The organism is Halomonas sp. H10-59 (assembly GCF_040070555.1).
GTDB lineage: Bacteria > Pseudomonadota > Gammaproteobacteria > Pseudomonadales > Halomonadaceae > Halomonas > Halomonas litopenaei.
The window spans coordinates 2745451-2765327 of sequence record NZ_CP098828.1 but is presented as its reverse complement, the minus strand read 5'-3'; the positions used below and the strand labels follow the sequence as shown (position 1 = coordinate 2765327).

13 protein-coding genes are annotated in these 19877 nt (G+C 63.6%); 12 read left to right on the top strand and 1 reads right to left on the bottom strand.

The genetic code is table 11. The features are described 5' to 3' along the window. Positions 1 to 717: 717 nt before the first annotated feature. The gene (locus NFG57_RS12100) at positions 718 to 7347 is read right to left on the bottom strand and encodes a tandem-95 repeat protein (protein ID WP_348814412.1); all 6630 of its coding nucleotides are present in this window, start codon (positions 7345 to 7347) and stop codon (positions 718 to 720) included. Between the two features lie 441 nt (positions 7348 to 7788). On the opposite strand from NFG57_RS12100, the gene truA reads away from it, so the two are divergent. The 12 genes from truA (at position 7789) to NFG57_RS12040 (ending at position 19778) form a co-directional block, all read left to right on the top strand. After that, complete coding sequence (truA, locus tag NFG57_RS12095) at positions 7789 to 8799, top strand: tRNA pseudouridine(38-40) synthase TruA (protein WP_348814411.1); 1011 nt, start codon at positions 7789 to 7791, stop codon at positions 8797 to 8799. Beyond that, complete coding sequence (locus tag NFG57_RS12090; RefSeq protein WP_348814410.1) at positions 8799 to 9437, top strand: phosphoribosylanthranilate isomerase; 639 nt, start codon at positions 8799 to 8801, stop codon at positions 9435 to 9437. Before truA ends, NFG57_RS12090 begins: the two co-directional genes overlap by 1 nt. Before the next feature lie 81 nt (positions 9438 to 9518). Beyond that, positions 9519 to 10733 (top strand): tryptophan synthase subunit beta, encoded by a 1215-nt coding sequence (trpB, locus tag NFG57_RS12085; RefSeq protein WP_181248630.1) that lies wholly within the window; start codon positions 9519 to 9521, stop codon positions 10731 to 10733. A gap of 15 nt (positions 10734 to 10748) precedes the next feature. Then, positions 10749 to 11552 (top strand): tryptophan synthase subunit alpha, encoded by an 804-nt coding sequence (gene trpA / locus NFG57_RS12080; protein WP_108133029.1) that lies wholly within the window; start codon positions 10749 to 10751, stop codon positions 11550 to 11552. 73 nt (positions 11553 to 11625) lie between these two features. Continuing rightward, positions 11626 to 12693 (top strand): acetyl-CoA carboxylase, carboxyltransferase subunit beta, encoded by a 1068-nt coding sequence (gene accD, locus NFG57_RS12075; protein WP_348814409.1) that lies wholly within the window; start codon positions 11626 to 11628, stop codon positions 12691 to 12693. A gap of 3 nt (positions 12694 to 12696) precedes the next feature. Beyond that, on the top strand, positions 12697 to 14070 hold the full coding sequence (gene folC / locus NFG57_RS12070) for a bifunctional tetrahydrofolate synthase/dihydrofolate synthase (protein WP_348814408.1): 1374 nt from the start codon (positions 12697 to 12699) through the stop codon (positions 14068 to 14070). Next, positions 14067 to 14744 (top strand): SPOR domain-containing protein, encoded by a 678-nt coding sequence (locus NFG57_RS12065; protein ID WP_348814407.1) that lies wholly within the window; start codon positions 14067 to 14069, stop codon positions 14742 to 14744. The genes folC and NFG57_RS12065 overlap by 4 nt, the downstream gene beginning before the upstream one ends. Beyond that, a complete protein-coding gene (locus tag NFG57_RS12060; protein WP_071211105.1) occupies positions 14744 to 15346 on the top strand; it encodes a CvpA family protein in 603 nt (200 codons plus the stop codon). The genes NFG57_RS12065 and NFG57_RS12060 overlap by 1 nt, the downstream gene beginning before the upstream one ends. A 69-nt stretch (positions 15347 to 15415) precedes the next feature. Beyond that, positions 15416 to 16933: an amidophosphoribosyltransferase gene (purF, locus tag NFG57_RS12055; RefSeq protein WP_045992459.1), complete on the top strand. Its 1518-nt coding sequence runs from the start codon at positions 15416 to 15418 to the stop codon at positions 16931 to 16933. A gap of 110 nt (positions 16934 to 17043) precedes the next feature. Then, positions 17044 to 18234, top strand: a complete 1191-nt coding sequence (locus NFG57_RS12050; protein WP_260425408.1) for an O-succinylhomoserine sulfhydrylase — start codon at positions 17044 to 17046, stop codon at positions 18232 to 18234. Positions 18235 to 18469: 235 nt separating this feature from the next. Then, entirely contained in the window at positions 18470 to 19054 is a 585-nt protein-coding gene (locus NFG57_RS12045; RefSeq protein WP_045992461.1) for a cytochrome b, read from the top strand. Between the two features lie 142 nt (positions 19055 to 19196). Further along, complete coding sequence (locus tag NFG57_RS12040) at positions 19197 to 19778, top strand: YceI family protein (RefSeq protein WP_108448841.1); 582 nt, start codon at positions 19197 to 19199, stop codon at positions 19776 to 19778. Positions 19779 to 19877 lie beyond the last annotated feature (99 nt).

Below are 19877 nucleotides of genomic sequence, written 5' to 3'. Positions count from 1 at the left end.
TGAAGGGTGTTTGCAGGGAATCCGACGCTCTGGCGAATATGAAGAGTATGCTGAAGGAAGAATCCCCGCACCCAGTCGTCTGCTTCTATCCTCATGGGAAGGGGTGGCTATTGGTTCGGGGAGGGATGCTTTGGTAGTAATACAATCAGTGGTATAGGCAGACGTCAGAAGCAAAAATGTCAAGAATGAGAGGTTTTTATGTCATTGTCGTAAGAGGGATCGATAGCGACGGGTGTGGCAATGTACTAGTGGGAAAAGCATTGATCTCGTACATCGCGCCTTGTCTTGAAGACCGAAAGCCGGAGGCTGCTGGCTACATTCAACGCGGTCATGCCCAGACCCGAGGAGAAATCGATTGCGGCAGTGTCGAAGAAGCGGAGGTTGCTTCAGCTCTGGGGGTGCGAATTGGAGAGCTACGTCTGAATCCTGAAGACCGAGGTTATTCACCTGAATCCGTTCGCCACGGCGGAAGCGTCGCAGCAGAGTCGTCTCCAGTGCACCCATGGTGGCAACCACGAACGGCTCAGGCGGAAACGAAAAGCCTGAACCCTGTACAATACAGGACTCAGGCTTTAAGCGTCGGCTGAACGGAATGGCCAGCCATTGTGGGTCTGGTCATACTTGTCGACGCTCTTTTCAGTTCTTTCTCATGCTTGCCATCAGGTTGTTGTCAATGGGTGGGCGGCGGGCCGCCCACCCCGTTTGGCCTGCGTTACCCTAGTCGACCTTCAACTGGCCATCGTCGAGCAGGTTCTGCAGGAAGGTGTCCCCATCTGCTCCCATCTGAACGCCGACCAGAACGACCACCTGGTCAGCGTTGCCGCCTCCGGCGGCGAGGTTACCCTCGCTGCTGATGGACAGCACGGTGTCGTCTCCGTCCTGGCTGGCCTGCAGATAGTCTGCGAGGTTGGTCTCGTCGGCACCCTGGAGAAGGTCGGCAAGATCGAGCCGATCGGCATCGGCATCGACGCCAAACTCACCGACGGTGAAGTCGGTCACGGTATCCCGTGCCGGCGTGGCCGAGCTACCGGCATCATCCAATCCCCAGGCAAAGACATCGGCTCCGGCACCGCCGGTCAACTGATCGTTGTCGCCACCACCGATCAGCAGATCGCTATCACTACCACCGAGTAGCACATCGTTTCCGCCGCCGCCGATCAGAATGTCGTCGCCCGCTCCACCGGATAGCTGATCGTCACCACCATCGCTGCGCGATCCGCTGGCCAAGGCATCGACATTGTCCCGAATAAAGGCGGCCGTCTCATCCTTGGTGGGCTCGGCGCCATTCTGCGTGGTCAGGTAATCGACCAGTCCGGCAAAGCCACTTCCGCTCTCTCCTCCGACACCCGCCGGGTTGATCTCATCGCCAAAAATTACGTCGTCGCCGGCACCGCCGGCCAGAACGTCATCGCCGAGATCTGCAGGCTGATCGAAGGATGAGCCACCGTCCAGCGCCGTTGCAAACTCCTCGGCGGTGTTGATTATGGATACCTCACCGGCCGGCACAAGCTGGTCGTCTGTGTAGCTTTGAAGATCGAGTGAGATATCCTGCACGTACAAGGTGAAGAACTCCCCTCTAGCGTTCTCCACCTCGAACTGTAGCCTATAGGTGCCTCCTTCCAGCCCGTTGGCCACAATCTGAGTAGTGCTATTGTTGATATTACCCGAGCGAAATCTTAACCCCGTGGCAACGGCATCCCAGCCTCCCTCATCATTTTGCGTCTGCAGCGCCCAGGAGAAGTTGTCGTTTATATTTCCTTCCTGTTCCAGGTCGTTTGCGGTGTCGGTCACGAAGTTAAATGACACGCTATAGAACTGGTTGACACCGGCAGGTTCATTCACGACGAAAGCGTCACTGGTGACGATCGTGCTGCCATCACCTGTGCCATTGTCCCGAATGCGTAGATAGGTGCCGATCGAGGTGCTTTCGATGGTTACTCCACCATCGGCAGTCTGCAACGCCCAATTATCGATGGATGCGAGCCTTCCTGTATCTCCTGTATCGAATGACGCAAGAAATTCCGCACTGCCTACCGATGTGCCAGCATCCAGGGGAATGGGCACCATTTTCAACTCATCATTCGAGGTGTTGTCGAAAACCTTCAGCACCTCAAGATTGGTGTCGTCGCCTACCCCGATCGCCTCCACCCGACTGATGGCTGCCAACGGCTGGTATCCTTCGATTGAATTGACAATATCTTTCAGAGTGGTGATATTCCCTGCATCAGATACACCAATATTACCATTATCATTATGAGATACAGGGTCTCCATCTGTCATGAAGTAGGCAACGTTGTTGAAACCTTCTTGACTAACAGTCGTCATCCAGTCGTTAGCGACATTAAACGCTTGCTCATAATTGGTTGAACTAATAACCACTCGACTATCGAGAAATTCATTGACGTCATCCAAGTCCTCTACTGATAGATCATTAAAATCTATCGAAGGAGAAAACTTTCCACCAAACGTCACGATCTGGGCATTGATCGTTCCTTCGAAAGAAGCCAGTTCGGTAAGCTGGGCTCGTAGCGCTTCGATAGCCACCTTGAAGCGTGATTGCCCGTTTTCCAACATTTCTCCCATGCTTGGTGAAACGTCGAGAATAAAGGACACATTGTAGTTCTGCGCAGGTTCGAGCACGGTATGGGTACCGCCAGCATCGCCGAGAATGGCGTCGTCACCATTACCACCGGCGATGCTGTCATCGCCGCTGCCGCCGACGAGTAGCTGGTCATCATCCTGTCTAGTCACGAACAGGCTACCGCTGACAGCGCTGCCGTCACCGTCAGTGGCGGTATAGTCGATGGTGGCGTTGCCGGTGAAACCGGCGTTAGGCGTAAAGGTCAGGGTGCCGTCCGGGTTCACTGCAACGGTGCCGACTGCCGCGCCGCCCTGGACGGTGGCGTTGGTAATGTCGCCGAGGCCATCGGCGCCGAACTGGTCATTGCCGAGCACATCGACGGTGACGGAGCCGTCGTTGTCGGTGGTGGCGCTGTCAGCGTTGGCCACCGGCATGTCGTCATCGATCGTGACGTCGATGCTGCCCGAGGCGCTGTTGCCAACGCTGTCGGTGATGGTGTAGCCAACACTGAAGTCGATATCGCTCTCGACGTTGGGACTGGAGTGATCCAGCGGTCGGCTCAGTACTACCCGGTAGCTACCGTTGGCGACGTTGGTCACTTGCACCGAAATGACACTATTGCCGTTGCTGTCCGTGCCAAACAGGGAAAGCCCGTTGGCGCTTATCGACCAGGTGACCGGGCTTCCGCCGGAGGTCAGGGCAGGCAGTCCGGCTGCGTTCCAGGCAAAGCTGCCGGGGCCGTCGCTGCCAAAGCTGTAGCCCAGTGAGCCAGTCGCCACGGTACGCTCTCCCGAGACATCACCGACGCCACCGGCGATGCCGCCAGGCAGGCCATCTTCATCAACGACAGCAGTGGGGTTGGTGGTGGTTGGGTCACCATCGCTATCGGGGGTGGTGGGACCAGTGCCGCCATCGGCGACTGCGACATTGAGGCTACCGCCGACCGTGCTGCCGTCGCCGTCGGTGGCGGTATAGTCGATAGTGGCGTTGCCGACGAAGCCGGGATTGGGCGTGAAGGTCAGGCTTCCGTCCGGGTTGACTGCGACGGTACCGACGGTCGCGCCACCCTGAACGGTGGCACCGGTTAGCGCGCCTTGACCATCGGCGCCGAACTGGTCGTTACCGAGCACATCGACGGTGACGGTGCCATCGTTGTCGGTGGTGGCGCTGTCAGCGTTGGCCACCGGCGTGTCGTCATCGACCGTGATATCGATACTGCCGGAGGCGCTGTCACCGACGCTGTCGGTGATGGTGTAGCCGACGCTGAAGTTGATGTCGCTCTCGACACCGGGGTGGGAATGATCCAGTGGCTTGGCCAGCACCACCTTGTAGTTGCCGTTGGCAACGTCGGTGAGCTGGACGGAGATGACACGGTTACCCGTGTTGTCAAAGCCGACCAGCGAACGACCATTGCCGCTCAGCGACCAGGTGACCGGGCTGCCGCCGGAGGTCAGGGCGGGGAGGCCAGTGGTGTTCCAGCTAAAGCTGCCAGGGCCGTCGCTGCCAAAATCGTAGCCCAGTGAGCCGGTGGCCGCAGTCCGTTCGCCGGCCACGTCATTGATGCCACCGGCGATGCCGCCAGGCAGGCCGTCTTCGTCGAGTACCGCCTTGGGAGGCGCCGTATTCGGATCTCCGTCGGTCTCCGGCGTGGAGGGGCCGGTGCCGCCATCGGCGACTGCGACATTGAGGCTACCGCCGACCGCGCTGCCGTCACCGTCGGTGGCGGTATAGTCGATGGTGGCGTTGCCGATGAAGCCGGGGTTGGGGGTGAAGGTCAGGGTGCCGTCGGGGTTCACCGCGACGGTACCGACGCCCGCGCCGCCCTGGACGGTGGCGTTGGTGATGCCGCCGGGGCCATCGGCGCCGAACTGGTCGTTGCCGAGCACATCGACGGTGACGGAACCGTCGTTGTCGGTAGTGGCGATGTCGGCGTTGGCCACCGGCGTGTCGTCATCGACGGTAATGCCGATAGTGCCCGAGGCGCTGTCACCGACGCTGTCGGTGATGGTGTAGCCGACGCTGAAGTTGATGTCGCTCTCGACGCTGGGGTTGGAATGATCCAGCGGCTTGGCCAGCACCACCTTGTAGATGCCGTTGGCAACGTCGGTGAGCTGGACGGAGATGACACGGTTACCTGTGTTGTCAAAGCCGACCAGCGAACGACCATTGCCGCTCAGCGACCAGATGACCGGGCTGCCGCCGGAGGTCAGGACGGGGAGGCCGGCGGTGTTCCAGCTAAAGCTGCCGGGGCCATCGCTGCCAAAGTCGTAGCCCAGTGAGCCGACCGCCGCAGTCCGTTCGCCAGCCACGTCATTGATGCCGCCGGCGATGCCGCCAGGCAGGCCGTCTTCGTCGAGTATCGCCTTGGGGGGCGTGGTGTGGGGATTGCCATCGGTCTCCGGCGTGGTGGGGCCAGTGCCGCCATCATTCACCTGGACGCTGAGGCTGCCGTTGACAGCGCTGCCGTCACCGTCGGTGGCGGTATAGTTGATGTTGGCATTGCCGACGAAGTTCGGGTGGGGGACGAACGTCAGGGTGCCGTCGGGGTTGACGGTGACGGTACCGACACCCGCGCCGCCCTGGACGGTGGCGTTGGTGATGCCGCCGGGGCCATCGGCGCCGAACTGGTCGTTGCCGAGCACATCGACGGTGACGGAGCCGTCGTTGTCGGTGGTGGCGACGTCGGCGTTGGTCACTGGCGTGTCGTCATCGATGGTAATGCCGATAGTGCCCGAGGCGCTGTCACCGACGCCGTCGGTGATGGTGTAGCCGACGCTGAAGTTGATGTCGCTCTCGACACTGGGGTTGGAATGATCCAGCGGTTTGGCCAGCACCACCTTGTAGATGCCGTTGGCAACGTCGGTGAGCTGGACGGAAATGACACGCTCACCCGCGTTGTTGAAGCCGACCAGCGAACGACCATTGCCGCTCAGCGACCAGGTGACCGGGCTGCCGCCGGAGGTCAGCACGGGGAGGCCGGCGGTATTCCAGGTAAAGCTGCCGCGGCCGTCGCTGCCAAAGTCGTAGCCCAGCGAGCCGATCGCCGCGAGCCGTTCGCCAGCCACGTCATTGATGCCACCGGCGATGCCGCCAGGCAAGCCGTCTTCGTCGAGTACCGCCTTGGGGGGCGTGGTGTCGGGATTGCCATCGGTTTCCGGCGTGGTGGGGCCTGTGCCTGTGCCGCCGCCGTCCGTGACCCCGACACTGAGATTGCCGGTAACGGTGCTGCCATCGCCATCGGTGGCGGTGTAGTCAATCGTGGCGTTTCCGGTAAAGCCAGGGTTGGGAACAAAGGTCAGGGTGCCGTCAGGGTTGATGGTGGCGGTACCAACATCCGGGCCGCCCTGGACGGTGACACTGGTGAGCTCGCCGGGGCCATCGGCGCCAAAGTTGTCGTTGTCCAGTACGTCAACCGTGATGGGCCCGCTGTTGTCGCCTGCGGCGGTATCGTCGCCCGGCACTGGCATGTCGTCATCCACGGTAACGCGGAGGATGCCCTGCGCACTGTCGCCGTCGGCGTCGGTGATGGTGTAGCCGACGCTGAAGTTGATGTCGCTCTCGACATCGGCTCGGGGGTGATCCAGCGGCTTGAACAGGTCGACCCGGTAGGTGCCGGCGGCAAGATCGCTCAGTTCAATCGAGAGGACCTGCTGTCCGCTGGCGCTGGTGCCAAGAAGAGAGCGTCCGTCTGCGCTGAGTGCCCAGCTGACCAGGCTTCCCTGGGAGGTCAGTACCGGCAGGCCGGCGGTGCTCCAGGTGAAGCCGCCAGGGCCGTCATCGCCGAAGTCATAGCGTAGCCGGCCGGTGGCGATGGTGCGTTCGCCCGGGTAGTCATTGATGCCACCGGCGATGCCGCCGGGAAGGCCATCTTCATCGACCACCGCCTTGGGCGATACGGTGGCAGAATTGCCATCCGTCTCGGGGGTGGTGGGGCCTATCCCATTGCCGCCGGAAATGACGATGTGGGCACTGGAGCTGAAGCTGTCACCGTCGCCGTCCTTGGTGGTGATGTTGAAGTCGAGTGCGCCACTGGCATCGTTGTCGGCGCTGAAACTCCAGGTGCCGTTGGGGTTGACGGTCAAGATGCCCTTGCCGGTATCGATCGGGGTGCCGAGCGGATACTCGTTGTCGTCGGCCTGGAGGTTGACGACGGTATCGGCGACGCCGTCGGCCCCGCCTTGCTGTGACCAGGTACCGGTGACGGTATCGCCGGCTTCCAGGCTCGAGGGCGCGATAACGGTGGTGGTCGGCGAGTCATCGTCGATATCCACGCCCAGGCGTGCAGTGGCGCTATCACCATCACCATCGGTGATGGTGTAGTAGACCGAAAAGATCAGGTTGTTCTCGATGGTTGCGTCGGGATGATCGATCGGGCCGAGCAGCGAGACGCTGTAGCTGCCTGAGGCAAGATCGGTCAGCCTGACCTGAAGCAGGGTGGTGCCATCGCTGGTGGAGGCGGACAAGGTCCGGCCGCTTGCGGAAACCTGATAGGAAAGGGCCTCGCCGCCAGATGTCAGTGAAGGAAGGCCGGTGGTTTCCCAGCGAAAGGGGTGGGTCGCGGCTGGGCCGTTGGCACCGAAGTTATAGCCCAGGGTGCCGGTTGCCACGGTGTCCTGGCCAGCCGCATCCTGTGGGCCGCCAGGAATGCCATTGGGCAAGCCATCTTCATCCAGCAGCGCCAGGGCGGTGACCTGGGTGGTGCTGTCCTGCGCCAGCAGTGTGGCGGCAGTGGACTGATTCAATGATGAATCGGTGTTGAAGTTCATTGGGTAATTCCTTGCATGGATGCCGTTAGGGAAGGCGGGGCTTGTTAAACGTATGCAAGGAAAAAAGATGGCGACATTGTACTCATGGGCGGGTGCAAGGGATTCAGAGCAGAGGGTGGCAGAGGGGGGCTGAATGCCCGAAATGTGGGATGGTTTTTAAAGACCTTTTCGTCTTTTTTTTGCCTAAAAGGGTTTTTCCTTACATTGGATATCGGGCGGTATTTGAGACGATGTCGTGATGCGGGGTTCGCTGCCATGGCTGGGGGGTAAAAATGGTAATGAGCCGGTCCTGGTTTGTACGCGAAAAACGCCAGTTGTGCGCACGGCTGGCTGCCGCGACGCGGATAGGCGATAATGGCCGACTAGCGCCAGCGGTGCAGATTCGGCTGTGGAGCGCGGATCTGGTTGCCTCTATTGATTATCTTGTATTCAGCAGGTCGTATGTCCTTCTTTCACCATCTCGATGAACGTACCCCCCTCAAGGGTCGTCTGGCGCTCAGCGTCGAGTACGACGGTACTCACTATTGCGGTTGGCAGCGGCTCAAGCACGCCCCGTCGGTGCAGGGGGCGGTGGAGAAGGCGCTGGCCAAGGTGGCGGGTGTGCCGATCACGTTGCATTGCAGCGGACGCACCGACTCAGGCGTGCACGCGACCCGCCAGATCGCCCACTTCGACCCGCCGGTGGAGCGTTCCGAGAAGGCCTGGGTGTTCGGCGGCAACGCCAACCTCCCCCGGGATGTGGCGATCCGCTGGATTCGCGAGGTGCCCGACGAATTCCACGCCCGCTTCAAGGCGTTGGGCCGGCGCTATCGCTACGTCATCCTCAACCAGCCGAGCCGCCCGGTGCTGGAGCGTGCCAACGCCACCTGGTGCCGCGACCCGCTGGATGCCGACGCCATGCACGAGGCCGCCCAGGCGCTGGTCGGCGAGCACGATTTCTCGAGTTTTCGTGCCGCCGGCTGTCAGTCGAAGACGCCCTGGCGCCACCTGCACTTCATCGAGGTACACCGCCACGGCCCGCTGGTGGTGGTGGACCTTCAGGCCAACGCCTTCCTGCACCATATGGTGCGCAACATCGTCGGCGCGCTGGTGACGGTGGGGCGGGGCGAGCAGGGCACCGACTACATCCCGCGGCTGATGGCGCTGAAGGATCGCAAGCAGAGCGATGTGACGGCGCCAGGCTGCGGGTTGCACTTCGTCGACACCCTGTACGACCCCGAGTGGCAACTGCCCGCCGAACCACTGGGGCCGAATCTGCTGGCCTTCCTGGGGGAGTGGACGGGTGAGCGCCCGCTGCCGGACTGCCCCATGGTGGAGTTTCGCCGCGGACGTCCGATCGCCGAGACGCGCAGGGCGGTGCGTGCCGAAGAGCTCGCCGACGGGCTCGGCGACGGTTCCGCTGAAGGACCTGCCGGCGCTTCGGCGGCACACGTCGCGGACAAGGAGTCCTGATGATCGCTTCCGCGCACCGTACCCGCGTCAAGTTCTGCGGCTTTACCCGCGAAGAGGATATTGACGCCGCCGTGGCGTTGGGCGCCGATGCCTTGGGCTTTGTGCTGTGGCCCGGCAGCAAGAGGGCGGTCAGCCTGGAGCGGCTGGCAGAACTCGCGGCGCGGGTGCCGGCCTTCGTCACCCGGGTGGGGCTGTTCGTCGATGCCGACGACGAGACCATCGAAAGGGCACTGCCGTGTCTCGACCTGCTGCAGTTTCACGGTAGCGAGAGCGCCGAGGCCTGCGAGCGCTTTGCGCGCCCTTATATAAAGGCGCTGAGAATGCGCGACGGCCTCGATCTGCACGAGGCCGAACGCACCTACGCCGGCGCCCAGGCACTGCTGCTGGACGCCTATCGCCCAGGCGTGCCCGGCGGCACCGGTGACACTTTCGACTGGTCGCGCATCCCGTCGTTGCTGGCAAAACCTGTTATCCTCGCCGGTGGCCTGTCGGCGGACAACGCCGCCGAGGCGATTGACCGGGTGAGGCCCTTCGCCCTCGACGTCTCCGGGGGCATCGAAAGCGCGCCGGGCGCCAAGGATCCAGAGCGCATGCAGGCCTTCATGCGCGCCGTGGGGCAGGGCGACGTCCGCCGCTGAAGCGGCAGCAGGCCCCACGCCCGGTGGCGAGCGACCATCACCGACCTTTCATTCAGCCAGTTTATCCGCAAGGAGTCCGACGTGAGCAAGTTCAGTGAACTGACCCAATGGCCTGACGCTCGGGGGCACTATGGGGCCTACGGAGGTCGCTTTGTCTCGGAAACCTTGAGCTTCGCGCTGGACGATCTGAGCCGCACCTACGAAAGCCTCAAGGATGATCCTGACTTTCAGGCCGAATTTGACCACGACCTGGCGCACTACGTCGGTCGGCCGTCGCCGCTCTATCACGCCCGGCGCTGGTCTGCGCAGCTTGGCGGTGCCCAGATCTGGCTGAAGCGCGAGGATCTCAATCACACCGGCGCCCACAAGGTGAACAACACCATCGGCCAGGCGCTGCTGGCCAAGAAGAGTGGCAAGCCCCGGGTGATCGCCGAAACTGGCGCCGGCCAGCATGGCGTGGCGACCGCCACCGTGGCGGCGCGGCTGGGCCTGCGCTGTGACGTCTATATGGGCGAGGCCGATACCGAGCGTCAGAAGCTCAACGTCTATCGCATGCGCCTGCTGGGGGCCAACGTCATTCCGGTGACTTCCGGCACCCGCACGCTCAAGGATGCCATGAACGAGGCGCTGCGCGACTGGGTCACCAACGTCGACGATACCTTCTACATCATCGGTACCGTGGCGGGGCCGCATCCCTACCCGCAACTGGTGCGTGACTTCAACGCGGTGGTCGGCCGCGAAGCGCGTCGCCAGTCGCTCGAGCAGTTCGGCAAACTGCCCGACGCGCTGATCGCCTGCGTCGGCGGTGGCTCCAACGCCATGGGGCTGTTCTATCCCTTCGTCGAAGACGACGGCGTCGAGATGTATGGCGTCGAAGCCGGCGGTGACGGAGTCGAGACCGGCCGTCACGCCGCGCCCCTGGCCTCCGGCGCGCCCCGCGGCGTGCTTCACGGCAACCGCACCTACCTGATGTCCGACGAGGGCGGCCAGGTCAGCGATACCCACTCGATCTCGGCGGGCCTCGACTACCCCGGTGTCGGGCCCGAACACGCGCTGTGGAAGGACGTCGGCCGGGTCAACTATGTGGCCGCCAACGACGACGCCGTGCTCGAGGCCTTCCGTGAGCTGACCCACGTCGAGGGCATCATGCCGGCGCTGGAATCGGCCCACGCCCTGGCCCACGCCAAGGTGCTGGCGCCGACCCTGTCGCCGGACCAGAACATCGTGGTCAACCTGTCCGGGCGTGGCGACAAGGACATCCTCACCGTTGCCAAGATCGACGGAATCGACCTGTAGGAGCTAGAGAATTTCATGTCTCGTATCGATAAACGCTTTCGTTCTCTCGCCGATCAGGGTCGCAAGGCGCTGGTTCCCTACATCACCGGGGGCGACCCCACCCCTGAGGTGACCGTCGACTACATGCACGCGCTGGTAGAGTCCGGCGCCGACATCATCGAGCTCGGGGTCCCCTTCAGCGACCCCATGGCCGATGGCCCGGTCATCCAGAAGGCCTGTGAGCGTGCCTTGAAGCACGGCACCCGCCTGACCGACCTGTTGGCCATGGTGGCCGAATTTCGGCGTCAGGACGACGACACCCCGGTGGTGCTGATGGGCTATCTCAATCCCATCGAGCGCCTGGGTATCGAGCGCTTCGCCCGGGAGGCGAGGGCGGCCGGCGTCGATGGCGTGCTGGTGGTGGACATGCCGCCGGAAGAGGCCGATGAACTGGGGCCCTTGCTGGAAGCCGAGGATTTGGCGCCAATCTTTCTTGTCGCCCCTACCACTTCCCCAGAGCGTGCCGCTACAATATGCGCCCACGCGCATGGCTATCTCTACTATGTGTCGCTCAAGGGAGTGACCGGCTCGGCGAGCCTCAACGCCGACGATGTGGCGGCCCATCTGGCGCCGCTGCGCGAGTTGACCGATCTGCCCCTGTGTGTCGGTTTCGGTATCCGCGACGGCGCTTCCGCCGCGGAAGTGGCAAAGGTTGCCGATGGCGTCATCGTCGGCAGTGCCCTGGTCTCACGTATCGCCGAGCACTGTGACGCTCCCCGCGAGGCCATCGCCGAATTGAAGGCGGTGATGACAGAGATACGCCAGGCCCTGGACGCCTGAGAGGCGATCGGGGAAGAGATTCGACCCTGTCGTCGGCCACCGCCGGCGACCGTAGCAACGGAAGACTTCTGACATGAGCTGGCTAGACAAGATTGTGCCCTCGGTGGGCCGCATTCAGCGCAAGGACCGCCGGGCGAGCGTTCCGGACGGTCTCTGGCGTAAGTGCCCCAAGTGCGAGTCGGTGCTTTACCTGCCCGAACTCGAAAAGCACCACAACGTGTGCCCCAAGTGTGATCACCATCTGCGCCTGACTGCGCGCAAGCGCCTTGACTGGTTCCTCGACAAGGAAGGTCGCGAAGAGATCGCCGCCGACCTCGAGCCGGTGGATCGTCTCAAGTTTCGTGACTCCAAGAAGTACAAGGACCGCCTGGCCGCGGCCCAGAAGGACACCGGCGAGAACGATGCCCTGATCGCCATGCGCGGTTCTCTCGATGGCCTGCCGGTGGTCGCGGTGGCCTTCGAGTTCACCTTCATGGGTGGCTCCATGGGAGCCGTGGTCGGCGAGAAGTTCGTGCGTGCCGCCACTATCGCTCTCGAAGAGGGCCAGCCGTTGGTGTGCTTCTCGGCATCCGGCGGTGCGCGCATGCAGGAAGCGCTGTTCTCGCTGATGCAGATGGCCAAGACCTCCGCCGCGCTTGAGCGCCTCAAGCAGGCCGGCGTGCCCTATATCTCGGTGTTGACCGATCCGGTGTTCGGTGGCGTGTCGGCGTCACTGGCCATGCTCGGCGATCTCAACGTGGCCGAGCCCAACGCCCTGATCGGCTTTGCCGGTCCTCGGGTCATCGAACAGACGGTGCGCGAGAAGCTGCCTGAAGGCTTCCAGCGCAGCGAGTTCCTGCTCGAGCACGGCACCGTCGACATGATCGTCCATCGCCACGAGATGCGTTCGCGGCTGGGTGGGGTGCTGCGCAAGCTGACCCATCAACCTGCGGTAGGTATCGCCGACGACAGTGAGCCCGACCTGGTGGACGCCGCCGAAGCCGCCGAGCGTGACCTGGCGGTGGCCATGGCAGACAGTGAAGGCGCCCAGGCCGAGCACGCGCCGGAGACGGCCGAGCAGCAGACGCACAGCGACGAAGCCGATGCTGGCCAAGGCGAGGAGCCGAAGGACGGCGAACGCACCCAGGACACACCGCGCTAGCCCATGGACAACGACGGTCTGCCCACCACACTGGATAGCTGGCTCGCCCGACTCGAGGCCGCCCACCCCGTCGGCATCGATCTGGGCCTCGAGCGGGTCGCCTGTGTGGCACAGCGTCTCGGTCTGAGCGAGCGGCCGATTGCACGCCGGGTGATCACCGTCGCCGGCACCAACGGCAAGGGGTCCACGGTGGCCATGCTCGAGGCGCTGGGACGGGCCCATGGGCTGTCCACGGCGGCCTACACCTCGCCCCATCTGGTGCGTTACAACGAGCGCCTTCGGCTGGACGCCAGCGAGGCCAGCGACGAGGTGCTGATCGAAGGCTTCGTCGCGGTGGAGCAGGCCAGGCTCGCGCCATCTCCTGTCAGCCTCACCTACTTCGAGGTCGGTACCCTGGCCGCGCTGTGGACCATCGCCAGGCGCCAGCCCGAGCTGGCGGTGCTGGAGGTCGGCCTCGGTGGTCGCCTGGACGCGGTCAATGTGGTGGATCCGGATGTCGCCGTGGTGACCACCGTGGCTCAGGACCACGCCGCCTTCCTGGGCAACGATATTGCCATCATCGGCCGCGAGAAGGCCGGGATCATGCGTACCGGGCGTCCGGCGGTGCTGGGCAGTCGTGACCTGCCCTCGAGCGTTGCCGACCATGCCCGTTCGCTGGGTGCGCCGATCTTTGCGCTCGGCGAGGCCTTCGCCCATTCGGGCAGACATGCAGGCCCTCAAGCAGCACCTTGTGCAGGACCTGATGGAGAACAGGGCGGCTGGTCGTGGCGCGGCAGCGACGCGCAAGGCCAGCCGGTCGGCCTGGAACGACTAAGCGATCCCGGGCTGCCGCTGGATAACGCCGCTTCTGCGCTGCAGGCATTGTGGCTGGCCCTTGGTGAACTCGATCCCGACGCCTGTCGCCAGGCACTGGCCGAGGTGCGTCTTCCCGGGCGGATGCAGTGGCGCGGTAACTGGTGCCTTGACGTGGGCCACAACCCTCACGCCGCCAACTATCTGGCCGGGCGACTGGCCGAACGGCGTGAAGTGCAAAGGGAGGTCCAGGGGCGGACCCTGTGTCTGATCGGCATGCTCGAGGACAAGGACGCCGAGGGGGTCATCGCCGCGCTGTCGCCGGTGGTGGACGCCTGGCTGCCGGTGACGCTCGAGGGCGATCGCGGACGTAGCGCAGCCGACCTGGCGGCACGTATCGAACATCAAGGTGGCACCATCCTTCACCACGCCGATAGCGTCGATGACGGCGCCGACTGGCTCGAATCGTGCGTCGAGCCGGCAGATCGTGTACTGGTGACGGGATCCTTCTTCACCGTGGCTGCCATACTGGCGAGATGGAGCCGCCAGTCCAGTGGCGGTGGCGTCATCGAGGGAGCGACATGAAATACGGAATGCGTGAGCGGATCAGCGGGATCATTATCGTGGTGGCGCTGGGCGTCATCTTCGTGCCGATGTTGTTTGATGAGCCCGAATCCCCCGAGCAGCGGCCGGACCCGGTGCTGACCATCGACCCGCCGGTGGATGTGGAGCGCCGCGACGTGCCTGAGCCCACCCCGCCGGAAGGGCTTGGGCAGATTCAGGCACCGGTTGCCCCCGGCGAGGGCAATGCTTCGCAGGCCGACCAGGGCCAGAGCGAACCCTCCGAGTCCAGCCAACCACAGCAGGTGGACTCCGAACCGGCGCAGCAGGTGGCCGAACAGGCGTCCTCCGAGCGCCAGGCCGAGTCCGAACCGGCACCCGAGGCCAGCCAGCCGCGGGAAGATCCCATCGCCGCCCTGGCGCGCCAGGCCGAGCAGCGCACGACGAGCGGCCCCACCGCGGCGGAAGGCGGTGAGTGGGCGGTGCAGGTGGGCAGCTTCGGCGAGGCCGGCAACGCCCAGCGCCTGATGCAGAAGCTGCGTGACCAGGGTTACCCCGCCTACTCGCGTGAGCGCAACAATTCGCTGACCACGGTCTACGTGGGTCCCTTCGGGGCGTCCGAGGACGCCGAGGGCGTGATGAGCGAGCTCAAGTCCCGGGAAAATCTGCAGGGGCTTCTGGTCAAGGTGGATAGCTGATGCTGGTGACATGGGTGGACTGGGTCTTCGTCGCCGTGCTGGCGCTGGCCGTGGCGGCGGGGTTCGTCCGTGGCCTGGTGCGTGAGGCGCTGGGCCTGGCCAGCTGGATCGTGGCACTTTTGGCGGCACGCATGTTCGCCGAGCCGGTGGCCGAGGTGCTGGGCAACTGGATCGACAGTCCCGATGGCCGGCTTATCGTGGCCTTTATCCTGATCATCGTGATCACGATCCTGCTCGGCGGCATCTTGATACGGATGATCCAGGCGGCGGTGGAGTGGGCCGGCGCCGGCTTTCTCAACCGCCTGACCGGCGCCTTGTTCGGTGGGGTGAAGGCGGCAGCGGTGTTGACCCTGGTCACGCTGCTGATCGGCTTTACCCCGCTGGACCAACTGACGGCCTGGCAGGATGCCAGCGTGCGCCCCCACTTCGAGCAGCTGCGTGACTGGGGCCTTGGCCAACTGAGTGATTTCGAGGGCAGCCTGCCGGACTTTCCCGAGTCCCTGCGCGAGCTGCCCCAGGCAGAACCATCGCCGCCGACCGGTGGCGAGGCAGAGGGATCTGCCATCGACGATGCGAAGCAAGGTGCCACAAGCACGCTCTGACTTCGCCAGTGACAGACGACTCTTGCGCTGGCCCCCGGGCGGCGTTTCACGGTAAATGAGGTAAGTTGAATGTGCGGTATCGTCGGCCTGATGGCCAAGCAGGCGGTTAACCAGGCAATCTACGACGCCCTGACGGTGCTACAGCACCGGGGTCAGGACGCGGCGGGCATGATGACCTGGAACGAGGGCCGTTTCCTGCTGCGCAAGAGCAACGGTCTGGTACGTGACGTCTTCCACACACGCCACATGGCGCGCCTGAAGGGCAACCTGGGCATCGGCCACGTGCGCTATCCCACCGCCGGCTCGTCCAGCGAGGCCGAGTCGCAGCCGTTCTATGTGAACTCCCCGTACGGTCTGGCGCTGGCGCACAACGGCAACCTGACCAATTCCGAGCAGCTCAAGAAGGAACTGTTCTCCTCGGATCTGCGCCACATCAACACAAGCTCGGACTCCGAGGTGCTGCTCAACGTCTTCGCCCACGAGCTGGGGAAGCAGGGGCCCCATCTGCTGCCGGGCGACATCTTCGACGCCGTGCGTCGGGTGCACCGTCGTTGCCGCGGCGGCTACGCGGCGGTGGCGGTGATCAACGGTGTTGGGCTGGTCGCCTTCCGTGATCCCCAGGGCATCCGTCCGGTGGTCTTCGGCACCCGCGATCAGGGCGAGGGGCAGGAAGTGATGATCGCCTCCGAGTCGGTGGCGCTGGACGTCGGTGGTTTCGAGCTGGTGCGCGACCTGGCGCCGGGCGAGGCCATCTTCGTCGACATGGATGGCAACTACCACACTCAGTCCTGTGCCGATCGTCCGCTGCTTGCCCCCTGCATCTTCGAGCACGTCTACCTGGCGCGCCCCGATTCTCTGCTGGACGGTGCCTACGTGTACGGCACTCGTCTGCAGATGGGCCGCAAGCTCGCCGATCGTATCAAGAGCGAATGGCCGGATCACGACATCGATGTGGTCATCCCGATTCCCGACACCTCGCGTACCTCGGCACTCGAGATGGCCCAGCACCTGGGGGTTACCTATCGCGAAGGCTTCATGAAGAACCGCTACATCGGGCGGACCTTCATCATGCCCGGGCAGACCCAGCGCAAGAAGTCCGTGCGCCAAAAGCTCAACGCCATCGATATCGAGTTCAAGGGCAAGAACGTGCTTCTGGTGGACGACTCCATCGTGCGCGGCACCACCTGCAAGCAGATCATCCAGATGGCCCGCGACGCCGGCGCCAACAAGGTATACTTTGCCTCTGCCGCGCCGCCCGTGCGTTATCCCAACGTCTACGGCATCGACATGCCCGCCGCCAGCGAGCTGATCGCCCACGGCCGCAGCGAGGCCGAGGTGGGTGAGCTGATCGGCGCCGATCGTATCGTCTACCAGGACCTTGAGGACTTGAAGGCGGCCTGTCGTGAGGTCAATCCGGCGCTGGCCGAGTTCGACTGTTCGGTGTTTGATGGCAAGTACATCACCGGCGACATCGACGAGGCCTACCTGTCCGATCTCGAGGCTTCGCGCAACGATGGCGCCAAGCAGGATCAGAGCGCTGGCGATCACGCCCTGGTCGGCATGCACAATCAGGACGATATCGACTGATACCCAACAGCTAACCGCAGGGCGTCGTCGGTCGGCAGGGGGAGTGCCCGAAGGCGCTCTCTCTCTACCCGTCCGAGTCGACGGCACCCTGGCGAGTGATGGAGACGGATATGCTGGACCCGACGCAGGACGAATGGAACCTCGAGACCCTGGCCATCCGGGCGGGGCACGATCGCACCCAGGAGCAGGAACACTCCGAGCCGATCTTTCCGACCTCGAGCTTTGTCTACGGCAGCGCAGCCGAAGCGGCGCGCAAGTTTTCCGGTGATGAGCCGGGCAACGTCTACTCGCGCTTCACCAACCCCACGGTACGCACCTTCGAACGTCGCCTGGCGGCGATGGAAGGGGGCGAGCGCTGTGTGGCCACCAGTTCCGGCATGGCCGCCATCCTGTCCACCGCGCTGGCACTGCTTCAGGCCGGTGACGAGATCGTCGCCTCGCGCTCGTTGTTCGGCTCCACCGTCAGCCTGTTCGACAAGTATCTCGGCAAGTTCGGTATCACCACACGCTATGTGGAGCTTTCCGATCTGGACGCCTGGGAAGCGGCGATGACCCCGGCGACCCGACTGCTGTTCGCCGAGACGCCTTCCAACCCGCTGTCCGAGGTCGTCGATATCGAAGCGCTGGCCGAACTGGCCCATCGCCACGATGCCTTGCTCGCCATCGACAACTGCTTCTTGACGCCGGCGCTGCAGCGGCCGCTGTCACTGGGCGCCGATCTGGTGATCCATTCGGCCACCAAGTACCTGGATGGCCAGGGGCGCGCCATCGGCGGGGCCGTGGTCGGGCGTGACAAGGAGCTCGAGGAAGTCTTCGGGGTGGTGCGGACCTGCGGCCCATGCCTCAGTCCCTTCAATGCCTGGATCTTCACCAAGGGACTGGAGACGCTGAACCTGCGGATGAAGGCTCACGCGGCCTCGGCGCTGGAACTGGCGCGCTGGCTTGACGCTCACCCGGCGGTAGAGATGGTTCACTACAGCGGACTCGAGAGTCATCCCCAGCACCAGGTGGCGAGCCGCCAGCAGCAGGGCTTCGGCGCCGTGGTCGGGGTCGAGGTCAAGGGCGGGCGCGAGCAGGCCTGGTCAGTGGTCGATGCCACCCGCATGCTGTCGATCACCGGCAACCTGGGAGACGCCAAGACCACCATTACCCACCCGGCGACCACCACCCACGGGCGTCTGTCGGACGAACAGAAGGCGACCGCCGGCATTTCCGAGAATCTGCTGCGCATCGCCGTGGGGCTCGAGAATCTCGACGACATCAAGGCTGACCTGGCCAGGGGGCTCGACGCCCTGGTCTAGAGGTTCGCCCGAGGCTGCCATGCTGGAGCCTCCCCATAGTGATGTGTTGAAGCGCTGCTTTACCACGACCGCCGCACGAGTCCGCTCGTCGGCGGTCGTTGCGTTACGGGGGAAGGGCAGCAGCCAGGCGCGCCATATCGCGGTTTTATCGTATCTATCGTTCGAAATTTTTCCACGGTTTGCCGTCTAAAGATGCGTTAAGCTCGATTTCATCGATTAATCAAAGGACGTTGGCATGTGGCGAAATTCACGCCAGGGGTGGGGCCTGTTCGCCATCCTGCTGCACTGGACAAGTGCGCTGGCGATTCTCGGTCTGTTCGCCCTGGGCTGGTGGATGACCGGTCTCGACTACTACAGCAACTGGTACAACCTGGCACCCTGGTGGCACCGTGGCGTCGGCATGTTGCTGCTGTTCGTTGTGGCTGGCCGTATCCTGTGGCGGCTGGTGCAGCCATCCCCCGAGGCACACGGTTCAGCGCTTGAGCGTCGCGGAGCGGCATTGGGCCATCTGGCGCTCTATCTGCTGATGACCACGGTGCTGATCAGCGGGTATCTCATCTCCACCGCCGACGGCAAGGGCATCGCCGTGCTCGACCTGTTCACCGTGCCCGCGCTGATCAGTGACCTGCCGGAACAGGCCTCCCGCGCAGGCGTGGTGCACTGGTACAGTGCGCTGGCGCTGATCATCCTGTCGGCGGGCCACGCCCTGGCGGCCTTCAAGCATCACTACCTGGACCGTCAGGATACCCTGGTTCGCATGGTCGACCCGCGCCTGGCGCGTCGGGCCAAGCCTGACAAGACCACCGGGGAGCAGGCCTGAGCACGCCAACGTTACCCTGAGACCGCCGGCAAGTGTTGTCCGGACGTCAAGAATCGACCGCCCCGGGGCCGATGCATGACCCAAGGTCGGTATAGAGAAAGAGTGCTGACGCAATCACCGCGTAACCATCAAGGAGAGTGACATGTTCAAGAAGACCGCCATCGCCGCCCTGACCGCCGCCTCGCTGCTGCCGCTGGCCCAGGCCCAGGCCGCCGACTACGCCATCGATTCTGAAGGCCAGCACGCCTTTATCCAGTTCAAGATCAGCCACCTCGGCTATTCCTATATTCTGGGTAGCTTCGAGTCCTTCGACGGTACCTTCAGCTACGACCCGGAAAACGTCGAGGCGGCGTCCGCCGAGGTCGAGGTTGATGTCACCAGTCTGAATACCAACCACGCCGAGCGCGACAAGCACATCCTGAGCGGTGACTTCCTCGACGCCGGTGAGTACCCGACCGCCACCTTTACCTCCACCGGCTTTGAATCTACCGGCGATGGCGAAGGTGTTCTGAGCGGTGACCTGACTCTGCATGGTGTGACCAACAGCATCGAGATGCCGGTGACCCTGCTGGGCGAGGGTGACGACCCCTGGGGCGGCTATCGCGCAGGCTTCGAAGGTTCCACCGAGCTGGCGCTGTCCGACTACGACATCGACATGAGCAAGTTCCCCGAGCCGATGCACAACCTTGAGCTGTACGTGACCTTCGAAGGCATTCGTCAGTAACACGCCTTGGTCAACATGACGAAAGCCCCGGGACAGGTGCCCGGGGCTTTTGCCGTTGAAGGAGGCTGAGCGAGGGTTCGTTATGGCTTACCATAAGCG

Coding starts and splice junctions, on each gene's coding strand:
- NFG57_RS12100 (WP_348814412.1), bottom strand. CDS start 7,347: ATGAACTTCAACACCGATTCATCATTGAATCAGTCCACTGCCGCCACA.
- truA (WP_348814411.1), top strand. CDS start 7,789: ATGTCCTTCTTTCACCATCTCGATGAACGTACCCCCCTCAAGGGTCGT.
- NFG57_RS12090 (WP_348814410.1), top strand. CDS start 8,799: ATGATCGCTTCCGCGCACCGTACCCGCGTCAAGTTCTGCGGCTTTACC.
- trpA (WP_108133029.1), top strand. CDS start 10,749: ATGTCTCGTATCGATAAACGCTTTCGTTCTCTCGCCGATCAGGGTCGC.
- accD (WP_348814409.1), top strand. CDS start 11,626: ATGAGCTGGCTAGACAAGATTGTGCCCTCGGTGGGCCGCATTCAGCGC.
- folC (WP_348814408.1), top strand. CDS start 12,697: ATGGACAACGACGGTCTGCCCACCACACTGGATAGCTGGCTCGCCCGA.
- NFG57_RS12065 (WP_348814407.1), top strand. CDS start 14,067: ATGAAATACGGAATGCGTGAGCGGATCAGCGGGATCATTATCGTGGTG.
- NFG57_RS12060 (WP_071211105.1), top strand. CDS start 14,744: ATGCTGGTGACATGGGTGGACTGGGTCTTCGTCGCCGTGCTGGCGCTG.
- purF (WP_045992459.1), top strand. CDS start 15,416: ATGTGCGGTATCGTCGGCCTGATGGCCAAGCAGGCGGTTAACCAGGCA.
- NFG57_RS12050 (WP_260425408.1), top strand. CDS start 17,044: ATGCTGGACCCGACGCAGGACGAATGGAACCTCGAGACCCTGGCCATC.
- NFG57_RS12045 (WP_045992461.1), top strand. CDS start 18,470: ATGTGGCGAAATTCACGCCAGGGGTGGGGCCTGTTCGCCATCCTGCTG.
- NFG57_RS12040 (WP_108448841.1), top strand. CDS start 19,197: ATGTTCAAGAAGACCGCCATCGCCGCCCTGACCGCCGCCTCGCTGCTG.